8 protein-coding genes are annotated in these 12,385 nt (G+C 33.9%); 5 read left to right on the forward strand and 3 right to left on the reverse strand.

Features of this window, described 5'->3' with window-relative positions:
- Positions 1–13 precede the first annotated feature (13 nt).
- The 3 genes from LNP81_RS17260 to LNP81_RS17270 all read right to left on the reverse strand — a co-directional run bounded on the left by LNP81_RS17260 (position 14) and on the right by LNP81_RS17270 (position 2,717).
- Positions 14–829, reverse strand: a complete 816-nt coding sequence (locus tag LNP81_RS17260) for an alpha/beta fold hydrolase (protein WP_230037983.1) — start codon at positions 827–829, stop codon at positions 14–16.
- 300 nt (positions 830–1,129) lie between these two features.
- A complete protein-coding gene (locus LNP81_RS17265) occupies positions 1,130–2,350 on the reverse strand; it encodes a DUF763 domain-containing protein (protein ID WP_230037985.1) in 1,221 nt (406 codons plus the stop codon).
- A 172-nt stretch (positions 2,351–2,522) separates the two neighbouring features.
- Entirely contained in the window at positions 2,523–2,717 is a 195-nt protein-coding gene (locus LNP81_RS17270) for a hypothetical protein (RefSeq protein ID WP_230037987.1), read from the reverse strand.
- 474 nt (positions 2,718–3,191) lie between these two features.
- On the opposite strand from LNP81_RS17270, the gene lepB reads away from it, so the two are divergent.
- The 5 genes from lepB (at position 3,192) to LNP81_RS17295 (ending at position 12,385) form a co-directional block, all read left to right on the forward strand.
- Complete coding sequence (gene lepB, locus LNP81_RS17275) at positions 3,192–4,802, forward strand: signal peptidase I (RefSeq protein WP_230037989.1); 1,611 nt, start codon at positions 3,192–3,194, stop codon at positions 4,800–4,802.
- A 531-nt stretch (positions 4,803–5,333) separates the two neighbouring features.
- Positions 5,334–5,897 (forward strand): RNA polymerase sigma-70 factor, encoded by a 564-nt coding sequence (locus LNP81_RS17280; RefSeq protein WP_230037991.1) that lies wholly within the window; start codon positions 5,334–5,336, stop codon positions 5,895–5,897.
- Between the two features lie 134 nt (positions 5,898–6,031).
- Positions 6,032–7,180, forward strand: coding sequence for a FecR family protein (locus tag LNP81_RS17285; protein WP_230037993.1), 1,149 nt, complete (start codon positions 6,032–6,034; stop codon positions 7,178–7,180).
- Positions 7,181–7,314: 134 nt separating this feature from the next.
- A complete protein-coding gene (locus tag LNP81_RS17290; RefSeq protein ID WP_230037995.1) occupies positions 7,315–10,956 on the forward strand; it encodes a SusC/RagA family TonB-linked outer membrane protein in 3,642 nt (1,213 codons plus the stop codon).
- A 4-nt stretch (positions 10,957–10,960) separates the two neighbouring features.
- A complete protein-coding gene (locus tag LNP81_RS17295; RefSeq protein WP_230037997.1) occupies positions 10,961–12,385 on the forward strand; it encodes a RagB/SusD family nutrient uptake outer membrane protein in 1,425 nt (474 codons plus the stop codon).

The raw sequence follows: 12,385 nt of genomic DNA on the forward strand, positions 1-12,385 counted from the left end.
ATAGTATCAATAATTATTTTATAAACTCCAGAATATCTTTATTGATTGTTTCTGCTTCTGTGGTTGGCATACCATGAGGAAATCCGGGATAGGATATAAGTTTTCCGTTTTTCAAAAGTTTTGCAGCTTTAGGTGCCTGATTGTAAGGTACAATCTGATCGTCTTCGCCATGCAACACAAGAACCGGAATCTCTAAACTCTTAAGATCCTCTGTAAAATCTGATTCAGAGAAAGCTTTAATTCCTTCATAATGAGCTAATACGGATCCCATCATTCCCTGACGCCACCAATTATGTTTAATGCCTTCCTGAATTGTCGTTCCTTCGCGGTTCCATCCGTAAAAAGCGATTGGGAAATCATAAAAATATTGCGCTCTGCTGAATCCTGTACCTTCTCTTATTTCATCAAAAATAGCTAAAGGAACACCATCAGGATTTGCTTCATTTTTTATCATTATGGGAGTTACGGCGCTAATAATAACCACTTTTGCAACGCGTCCTTTTCCGTATTTTGCAGCATAGCGTATCGCTTCGCCACCGCCAGTTGAGTGACCAACATGTATAGCATTTTTTAAATCAAGGGCAGCGGTAAGTTCAGCAACGTCTGCAGCATAAGTTTCCATATTGTTTCCTTCTGAGCTTTGACCTGAGCGACCGTGCCCACGACGGTCATGCGCAATAACTCTGTAACCTTTTTTTAGAAAAAACATCATTTGGTTGTCCCAGTCATCGCCTGATAAAGGCCATCCGTGGTGAAAAACTATTGGTTGTCCTGTTCCCCAATCTTTGTAATAAATCTCTGTTCCGTCTTTTACTGTAATTGTACTCATCTTATTTTGGTTTTAGATTAATTTTAAAAGAAAATTGTCAAACTTGGGATGCAATTAAATATAAATTTTTAATGTACTTTTTGTGTTGTCGAATTTCTAATACAAACTTACAGACGAAGGGAAGATCTGTCTGTTAATCTAGATTAAGAAATAAAATTTGGCATTAAAACCTGATCTCAAATAAGATATAACGTATGATGTTTTTCGAAATTTCAACTTATTTTAAATTTGTAAACTAATGTACGTCAATATTTTATAAGTTTAGTTAAGAAATTACTATCAATTAAAATTTTAATCGGTTTAAAATAACTCCAACTGATTATTGGGATTTATGGGTTTAATTTTAGGAGGTTTTGCGTCTCCAAAAATGGTTCTTCCTCCATATTTGTGAGATTCATCACGTTCCCTTTGAATCAGGGCATTAAAGTTTTCGTTGGGTGTAAAACTTTCTTCGGCTTTTCTCGAAATTTCAGATAATTTCTGAATGGCTTGTATCTTATCGCTGTTGCCTATTTTAGCACTATTAATGGCTCTTTGCAAGGTATCAATTGTTTCATCGTAGATATTTACCGGAACAGGAAAAGGATGTCCGTCTTTCCCGCCGTGCGCAAATGAAAAACGGGCCGGATCTTCAAATCGGGTAGGCGTACCATAAATTATTTCACTTACCAATGCCAGTGATTGCAAAGCTCTTGGTCCCATTCCTTTTAAAAGTAAGAGTTCTTCAAAATCTTCCGGCTTATTTTCATGCGTTGTCCAGAGCATTGCGCCAAGTCTTTTCATGTTTACATCTTCCATTCTTACATCATGATGTGCGGGCATAGAGAGATATTGCATCTCTTTCATGATTTTGGTCGGCGATTCTTTTGATAATTCCAGGATACCTTCTCTGGATTTCGTGGCCGCCTGAGCAGTAAGATTTAAAATAGTGCCTTGATTTTCGCCATAAATAAACGTATGAGGTTCGTTTATAAAAGACTTTAAATCCGGTGAATGCCAATGATATCTTCGTGCCGTTTTAGAATTAGGATTCATGCCTTGCTGAATAACCGCCCATTGTCCTTTATTGTCTACAATAAAATTATGCTGATACAATTGAAATCCGTCCTGAATGGCGGTGTTATCAACTTTGGCCGTAAGTCGGCTGCAATTGGCAAGATTATTACCGTCGAGACCTGTTTTTTCGCCTACAAATAAAAGTTCCTGTGGCGTAAGAAGCGAATTTTTGCCTTTTCCTCCACAAATATAAATGCCCAGTTCTTTTGAATGCGGGTTTACAGACTTTTTTAAGGCTCCAAGCACAGAAGTAGTTATCCCGGATGAATGCCAGTCCATTCCCATTACAGCACCAAAACTCTGAAACCAGAAAGGATTACTTAGTTTACTAATTACCTCCGAAGTAGAAAATTCCATGGCAATCGTTTCTACAATGGCAAAACCCAGTTTGGCCATTCGTTCAGAAAGCCATAAAGGAACCTGACCGTAATGTAACGGAAGATCTGCTGTACCGGAACGTTTCATAGGAAATAATTTGAATGTACAAAAATAAGTAAAAATAGTGGTTAGGATCGCTTGTTTTGCCTATTGATTTTGAGATATTTAAAGATAAACTTTTTTAAGTTTTATAAAAAAAATGCGCGAAGCCAATGACATTCGCGCGAGTTAAATATCACAAGTTTGAGATATTACAATTTTATTTTTTCTCTTCATTGTTCAGTTTATCATCGAAGTCAGGTTCTTGGCCTTTAAATTTTTGAGTGTCAACATCGTAGTTTTCATCATTTGTTAAAACTTCATCATGATCTTTATACTGATGTTTTCTGGTATCACTTCGATTATCAGAACCGGTTTTTGTACCGTTGTTTGGATTTTGATTATTTGTTTTCATAATTTGTAAGTTTTAATTTATTTTAAAATTACTTAGAATACTGCTATTTGTACTTATATAATAATTTGAAAAAATTATAAAATACAACTGTAAAGCCTTGTTATTATGATGATTTGTAATTATGAAGTGTGTGAGTTTTGTAAAAATCGTAAACATTATTCTGATTTTGCGGGTTTTTTTTCTTCATCCAAAATTAAAATAAGGCTGCTTTCAACAAGTTAAGACCACCAAATACAGGACTTTTCCGGAATATCATTAATAATACATTTAATAAAAGATATAAAAGCTTAAGAAGTTTTTTGTTGACTATTGTAACAATTTAATTAAAAAACTACCTATATAAAGTATCAGTGTAGATTTTGCTGCATCGATTGTTTGGTTTTCCAGTAACAATTGTCAAGTTTATTTTCTGATAGGTATTCGCTTTGACAGCACTCAAAATTTTATAAAAAAAACAATAAAAAAACTCAAAAAATGAATGTATCAGAATGGATTGTGTTTATTTTAATAATGCAGGTTATTCATGGTTTATCTACCTGGAAATTGTATCTAAAAGCGGGAAGAAAACCTTTAGAATCCTTTATACCCATTTATAATTTGGTAATTTTAATGAAGATTATAAACCGTCCGCGTTGGTGGGTTTTCCTTCTTTTCGTTCCTATTATTAACCTGATCATGATTCCAGTAGTCTGGATAGAAACGATCAGAAGTTTTGGAAAAGACTCAAAGCTGGATATTGCCTTGGTTTTAGTAACATTAGGATTCTATATTACTTTTTTAAATTATACTGCTGAAAAGCTAACCTATATTGAGAATAGAGATTTAAAACCAAAATCAAATACCGAAGATACGATTGCTTCTCTGTTGTTTGCTATTATTGTAGCTACATTGGTGCATACCTATATTGTACAGCCTTTTACGATTCCGTCATCATCATTAGAAAAAACATTGTATACCGGAGATTTTTTATTTGTAAGTAAAATAAACTTTGGTGCCAGAACCCCAATGACTACAGTTGCATTGCCTATGGTGCATGACTCCATTCCTTTAACGGGTAAAAAATCATATTTATTTAGTGATGATGCTACGAAAAAGGAAACATCGCTGCTCAACAAATTTCAATTGCCTTATTTTAGGTTTCCTTCATTAGAAAAAATAAAACGCAATCAAATTGTAGTTTTTAATCAGCCTGCAGATACTTTGCGTGATATGGATAATTTTAATCCGGACAGAAACTATTATAAGCCTATTGATAAAAAAACAAATTTGGTAAAACGATGTGTAGGGATGCCGGGCGATTCTTTAGAAATTCGTGATGGAAATATTTATATTAATGGGAAAATAGACAAATTGCCGGCAAGTGCTAAGGCACAATACAATTTTCTGGTAGATACCAAAGGTCAGACTATTAGTCAGGATGCTCTTGTGCATCGATACGGTGCCAGAGAAGGTATGAAGTACGAAAATGGAGATTTTGCCCTTACTAACACAGGACAATATTTCCTGACTTTAACTGATAAGGAAGCAGCAGCAATAGCAAATAATCCTGTTGTAAAAGGTGTTCAAAAACATTTATCTCCAAAAGGTGAGGATGGAGGTGTGTTTCCTCATATTCCTTCTTTGGGTTGGAATGTCGATAATTTTGGACCTATTTATATTCCGCAGAAAGGAAAAACGATACACTTAGACCTCAAATCACTTCCTTTTTACAAACGCATTATAACAGAATACGAAAAGAATACTTTGAAAATTCAGGGTAATGATATTATAATAAACGGAAAAGCAACTACAACTTATACTTTTAAACAAGATTATTACTGGATGATGGGAGATAATCGCCAGAATTCGCTGGACGCAAGATTTTGGGGATATGTGCCTTTTGATCATGTTGTAGGTAAACCGGTATTTATCTGGTTCAGTTGGGATAAGGATGGTAAAGGCCTTAATAAAGTAAGATGGAACCGCGTTTTTTCTGTAGTAAACGGTGACGGTGAACCTAAGTCTTATCTGATCCATTTTTTGGTGTTGGTTGGGATTTATATTGCGGCTACTAAATTTATTAAGAAGAAGGAGAAGAAAGAGTAAAGAAGAAAGAAGAAAGAGTAGAGAAGAAAGAGTAAAGAAGAAAGAGTAAAGAGTAAAGAAGAAAGAAGAAAGAAGAAAGAAGAAAGAAGAAAGAAGAAAGAAGAAAGAAGAAAGAAGAAAGAGTAAAGAAGAAGGAGTATAGAGTATAGAATATAGAATACAGAACGTTTATTGTAAATTCTATTACAAAATTCAAACCTCAAAGTTTTTGACTTTGAGGTTTTTTTATAAAAATACAAATATGTTTTTGTTCGGGAAAAACAACAAATACGATTAGCACGTTGTACTGGCATTAAATCACTTAAGATAAATAGTATTAAAGTAAAAAAATCTTCATTTTTTCGCAGTAAGATATTTACTAATATTGTTTTTTTATAATAATTAAAATATTGTTTAATTATCATATTCTTAATATTGTTTTAATACAGAAGTGTTTTTTGTGATTATTCAGAGAAATCGAATTGAAATTTGCTTATAAATTAAAATTGTATAGTTTTGTTTTTTGTGCCATACAGGTAATTAAAACATACTTTGGATATCAACATTGTCTTAGAAGAACTTCAAAATCAAAACAAAACTGTTTATAAAAACGTTTTTAATCATTTTTATAAAGGGCTTGTTGTTTATGCCAATAATTTTCTTTTTGATCAGCAAACCAGTGAAGATGTAGTTCAGGAAGTATTTATTTCGTTATGGGAAAATGCCAAAAACATCGAAATAAAGACATCTTTAAAAGCGTATTTGTATGCTATGGTGCGCAATAAATGTTTGAATTACCTTAAATCAATTAAAATTACGGATGATCTTAATTTAATTGATCTCAACTCGGTACTAACTTTAGAAGACGATCTTGATATTATTTCTGAAGAAGAAAAAAACATTGTGTACGTTCAGATTTTAAAAGTCATAGAAACTTTTCCGGAAAGTATGAAGCAAATTTTCAAACTTAAATTTATCGAAAATTATAAGTACAACGAGATTGCTGATGAATTGGACATCTCTGTTAATACAGTAAAAACACAACTTAAAAGAGCAAGAATTAGAATTAATGAAGCAATCCCGCTTTTATTGCTCTTGTTTTTTGATCGTTTATAAGAAACATTTTATTAAATATTATTTTTTTAATTATTTCTTTATTTTTTCTTAATCTTTTGTCACCCATTATTCTGTTTCGCTTGTCTTAGTTATAAATTACATCAGGTAATTGTTAATTTAAAGAGATTCTACAAATGGAATTTAAACTGATCATAAAGAAAATAAACGATACTCTTTCCCCAGAAGAAGAATCAATTTTTGATACATGGTACAATGAATCTGCTTCTAACAGGAAGTATTTTGAGCAGGTACAAAACAATTTTGAAACAACTATTGAAGATGTTGATCTTGATGCTGCATGGAATGTCATTAATAAAAAGATAACTCCACAAAGAAATAAAAAACCTTATTACAAGTACGCAATTGCTGCATCTATAGCTTTATTGCTGGGTACGGGAATATTTTATTTTTCAAAACCCAAAGCAGAAATTATTCAGGTTGCCGAGAAACCACAGGAAATTGCTCCCGGAGGAAACCGCGGTATTTTGACACTTTCTAACGGAAAACAAATTGTGCTGTCTGATATTTCGGCAAAAGATACCATTGCCAAAGAAGGGGAGAAAGAAGAAGTAACCATTAAGGTGAGTGCCAATGGAGTGATCACGTATATCATCAACCCAAATGCCAATGCCTCAAAAGAAAATTCAAACGCATTTAATACGCTTTCTACGCCAACCGGAGGACAATACAATATTGTTTTGGCAGATGGAACCAAAGTATATCTAAATGCAGTTTCATCTATTAAATATCCAACACAGTTTAATGGAGATCAAAGAATCGTAGAGCTGGACGGAGAAGCTTATTTTGAAGTGGCCAAAAATAAAAACAAACCATTTATTGTAAAATCAGGCGAGCAGGATATAGAAGTTTTAGGAACTCATTTTAACGTGCATGCGTATGATAATGAATCGGTGGTAAAAACGACCTTATTAGAAGGTAGTGTAGTGGTAACGTATAAAAATCAAAAAGCAATTTTAAAACCGGGACAACAATCGAATGTATCTGAAAAAAATGCCAGAATAGCAATTCGGGATGTTGATACAGAAGCAACTATTGCCTGGAAAAATGGCCGTTTTAAATTTGATAATGCCGATTTAAAAACAGTAATGAGACAATTAGAACGCTGGTATGGTGTAAAAGCAGAATACCGCGGCGATGTTTCGGATGTAAGGTTTAACGGCGGTACGTTTATGAATAAAAATTTATCTGAAGTGCTTAAAGTACTTGAGCTTAGCAATATAAAATTTAAGGTCGAAGGAAAAACGATTATTGTATATCCCTGATTTTATATTTATCCGATTATGTTGAGACTATAAACTAAAAAACCAGAAGCAGTTGCGATGCCTCTGGTTGTTAAAATAGTTAATAGCCAATATAAGTTGTTCACCATTGTTTAACCATAACCAAACGTAAATGTATGAAATTTAATTTACAACCAAAAAAACCTTACAAGAGACTTAGGGGGAAAACTCCGGGACTTAATTTTTCTCATTATTTAGGAGTGTTTAGTGTCGTGATTATGCTGTTTTGCAGTTTTACAGGTCAGGCACAAAATGTTACAATTAATTTTAAAGGCGCACCACTTGAAACGGTACTGAAAGAAGTGGCAAAACAGGCCAACTACGAAGTTTTTTACACGCAGAAATTGCTAAAAGATTCAAAACCTGTCACTATTAATGTTAAGAATGCGAATGTAAAAGAAACGCTGAATCAGATTTTTAATGCTCAGAATTTAAAGTACACGATTACCAACCAAACCATTGTGGTTACTGCAGTAAAAGAAAAGGCGGAGAGCTTGGGAAACGGATTAACCGATATAATCGGAAAAGTAATAAATAACAAAGGCGAACCCTATCCCGGAGTAACTGTTAACATTACAGGTACAAACAAAACAACTGTAACCGATTTTGATGGAAGTTTTTCTTTTCATGATGTACCCGCCGAAGGTATCATTGAAGTATTTGGATTGACAATTGAGAAAAAATCTTTTGCCATTGGCGGACGTAATATTTTATCCTTAATTGTTGAGGATAAAATAGCGGCAATGAAAGAAGTTGTAGTAACTGGTTATCAAACGCTGTCAAGAGTACAATCTACGGGGGCAATCGCTCAGGTTAGTGAAAAAGTCTTAAACGAAAACATCAACGGTAATTTATCAGGCGCGCTGGAAGGCCGTGTGGCAGGATTAATGTTTCAAAAAAATGTAACCGGTTCAGCAGCAGATAAACCTATTTTACGAGGTATGGGAACTTTTTCTAATACAGTAGGTTATAGTCCGCTTATTGTAATAGATGGTCTTCCTACAGAATTGACTCTGGATGAGATTAATCCTTATGATATCGAAAGTGTAAATGTTCTTAAAGATGCAGCGGCAGCTTCTATATATGGTTCAAGAGCTGCAAATGGTATTATTGTTTTGGTTACTAAAAAAGGAAACGGTGCTTTAAAAGTGACCATCAATTCTGATTTTTTTATCTCTACAAAACCCAATTTAAGAGATATGAATTATGCTTCGACAAGTGATTTGATCGATTTAGAGCAATCTGTTTATAATAGAGAAAGAGCAAGATTTACCAATACGGCGAATATGTTTAGCAGCTACGGCGATATTGGAAACAGCAGCATGAAATATTATAGTCCGCTTTACCAACTCAACAGAGATTTGGAGGACGGGAAAATCAGCAATACAGATTACAGCAGTACTATCGCTCAATGGAGAAAGAACGATTATAATAAAGATTATCGCGATAATGTTTGGCAGGATGAATTTAGACAACGTTACAATATTACGTTTTCAGGAAGTACAAGAAAACAAAATACGTATGTCTCATTAAATTATGATGATTCAAAAGGTCGTATCAAATACAACACAAACAATACATTTAATCTTTATGCAAAAAGCAGTTTCCAGGTCAATAACTGGTTAGAAGCAACCGTTGGAATCAATGGAACTTTAAGTAATCAAGATGTTACAGATGCCAGTTATGGTAATTATGATATTCAAAAAAGATACGAGCGTATTACTGATGACAACGGTAATCTTGTAATATCGCCATTTGTTGGTATTAGCGATGGATTTACTTCCGGAGGTGTTATTAATCCGGCTGTAGCGGCAAAAATAAATAGTTTAAGTGGTTTTAAACCGGTTACTTTTAATGTTTTAAATTCACTTCAGGAAGGAATTTTACAACAAAAATCGCTAAGCTTAAGAGCTTTTGCAAACATAAAAGCCAAGTTGTGGAGAGGCTTAAGCTATAATACACAATTTCAATACGAAGTAAAAAGAAATGATAACGAACAATTTAACGATATCAATTCTTATAAAATGCGTTATGCTATTAATTCCTTAACAGGATATAATCCAGCTACAAATGCCTATACTTATGTAGATGGTTTTTCTACCGGAGGAAGATACAAACAACTTAGCAGTCAGGTAAGTAGTTATACTTTTAGAAACCAATTAGATTACACTCAGGAATTTAGTGAAGGAAAACATTCTATCAATGCGGCAGCTGGTTTCGAAATGAGAGAAACCAATGTTCCTCGTAATATCGAGCAGTTAAGATACGGTTACGATCCCGTTACGCTTACTTCTGCGGTAATCAATAACCTTGCACTTAGTCAAACAGGAGTTGCAAGTTATATATACGGAAACAACAAAACTTTAGGAACAGTATCCAGAGCACAGACTGAGGTTTTACACCGCTATTTTTCGTTTTTTAGTACTTTAAATTACACCTTTTTGTCTAAATATAATGTAACGGGAAGTTACAGAGTAGACAGAGCAGATTTGTTTGGAGTAGATCCTAAATATAAAAACCGCCCTTTATGGTCTGCAGGTTTAGGATGGAATATAAGTAACGAAGATTTTATGAAAGAAATAAAATGGGTTACTTCGTTAAAACTTAGAGCAACTTACGGAATTAACGGAAATATAGATCAGTCTACAACTCCGTACGTTACCGCTACAAGAAAAAATGATGTCTTATACCAATCTTTACAATACATCAATATCACAGCACAGCCAAATCCGATGTTGAGATGGGAAAAAACACAGAGTACCAATTTTGGTGTAGATTATAGTTTGTTTCGTGGAAAACTAAATGGTAGTATGGATGTGTATCGTAAATACAGTTCAGATTTATTAGCTACAACCGATTTGGATCCTACCGTTGGGGCCTTAACCAGAAGAATTAACGCCGGAGCTTTGCAAAATAAAGGTGCCGAGTTTAGTGTAGGTTCTGAATGGTACAATAATGGTAATTTCAAAATTGCATCGAATGTAATTTTTGGATTGAATAAAACTACGGTTAAAAAAGTAACCAGAGCGCAATCGACTGCTTCAGTATATGTTAGTTCGCCAATCGATTACTTTTTAGAAAACGAAGTTTACAATAGCGTATACGCTTACAAATATGGAGGAACAGTTAACGGATATCCTTTTGTTTTAGATGAAAACGGAAATCCGTCAGTTACTTTTGATACTAATGGTAATCCGGTAGCAACTAGTATAAAAACAATAAATAGCCCTGATGCTTTGGTAAACATGGGAAGCCTTACACCAACTTACACAGGTTCGTTATCTCAAAAATTTTCTTATAGACAATTTGATTTCAATATGTTGTTTGTTTTCTCAGGCGGAAATGTAATGCGTAAAGAAACAATAGATATGAGTTCTGATGCTGTAAATCTTTCCGGTATTGCAGATCGTTATACAGATTCAAATCAAAATGGTAACACTCGTTTGTATGTAGATTTTGACGAAAGTGTTAGAAATTATGCAGGAACTATCAGTTCTCAATGGAGAAATTCGGATGTAAATGTTGTAGATGGTGATTATATCAAACTAAGAAACATTTCTTTAAGCTATAATTTGCCAAAAAATATTGCCGGTAAAATGAAAATTGCTTCTGCTAAGTTTACGCTTCAAATGAATAATATCTGGTATTGGAGTGCAGCCGGAAATCATATTGATCCAGAGGTTTATTCGGCTAACTCAGGGACACGTAATTTACCATTGCCTAAAACGTATTTATTAGGATTTAATCTTACTCTTTAAAAAAATGAAACATATATATATTATAGTGCTGTCGCTAATGATGTTAACTGTAACATCTTGCGAAGAATACACAGACGTAACGCCAAAAGGCGCTTTGGTTATCGAAACCGCTGCACAATTTTACGAAATGGTATCATTGCCAAACAGAGGGTATCCAATCAATAACTTTCAGTATTTGTCAGACGATCAATGGATGAGAGAAGCCAACGTAGTAGGAAGAACTCCAAACATCGATATTATCAATTTTACTTTTGATGAAGCTACAGACCGGGTTTCCTTATTAACAGGTTCAAGCTTTTACAATCAGGCGTATAACTACATCAACAGATGGAATACGATTATTACATTAGTCGATAATAGTAAAGGAGACGAAAGTACCAAACAATTAGCTAAAGCTGAAGCTAAAATTAACAGAGCATACGATCATTTTTTGTTAATAAACACTTATGCAAAAGCTTTTGATCCGCAAACTGCCGCTACTGATGGAGGTATTTGTATCATGGACAAATATGATCTGGAAGCTCAGCCATCAAAATCTACAGTAGCGCAGGTTTACGATTTTATTCAGAAGGATATTGAGGAGGCGTTGCCGTATCTTCAGGAAAAACCACTTGATGTTTATCATCCTTCATTAGCATTTGCTTATGCGTTTAAAGCTAAAGTTCACTTGTTTAAGCGCGAAATCGCGAGTGCTCAGGCAGCTGCAGAAAAATCACTAAGTTATAACAATCAAATATTTGATATGGTTGCCTACAACACACAAGGCGGACCAAACGTAGTAGCGGTACCGGCATCAAATAATGTAGAGGTATTGAGTTATCAATACATGACAGGTTATAATGAAATGAACTTTGCCCAAAGCTATATTATAAGCCCGGAGCTAAGAACTTTATTTGGTACTAATGATGCCCGTTTTAATTTGTTTTTCAATTCTACCAGTACAACAAATCTGGATCAGGGGTCAAATACGGCATATTGGGCAACTGTATATACAAAGTTTTTTTATTCTACAGTAGGAATGAAAACTACCGAGGTTTATTTAATGCTGGCCGAATGTTATGCCAGAGAAGACAAATTTGCTGATGCGGTTGATGTTTTAAATAAAATCAGAGCAAAACGTATTTTATCAGGTACTATAAATTTAGAGGTTCCAACAACCAGAAAAGAGACTATGACGCTTGTTATAAACGAACGCAGAAAAGAATTGCTTTTGGGTTTTAATCGTTTTTTCGATCTAAAAAGATTAAACAACGAAACAGATTATGCAAAAACCATTACAAGAGTTTTTCCTATAGTAAACAAAACAGTTCCGCAAAAAACGTATACGTTACAACCTAATTCAAGGTTATATATAATACCATTTCCTTTATCTATTCTGTCAAAAAATCCAAAGCTTACATTAAACACCAACGAAAAAGTTCCATTTTAA

The sequence above is a fragment of the Flavobacterium piscisymbiosum genome, from assembly GCF_020905295.1.
Classification (GTDB): Bacteria; Bacteroidota; Bacteroidia; order Flavobacteriales; family Flavobacteriaceae; genus Flavobacterium; species Flavobacterium piscisymbiosum.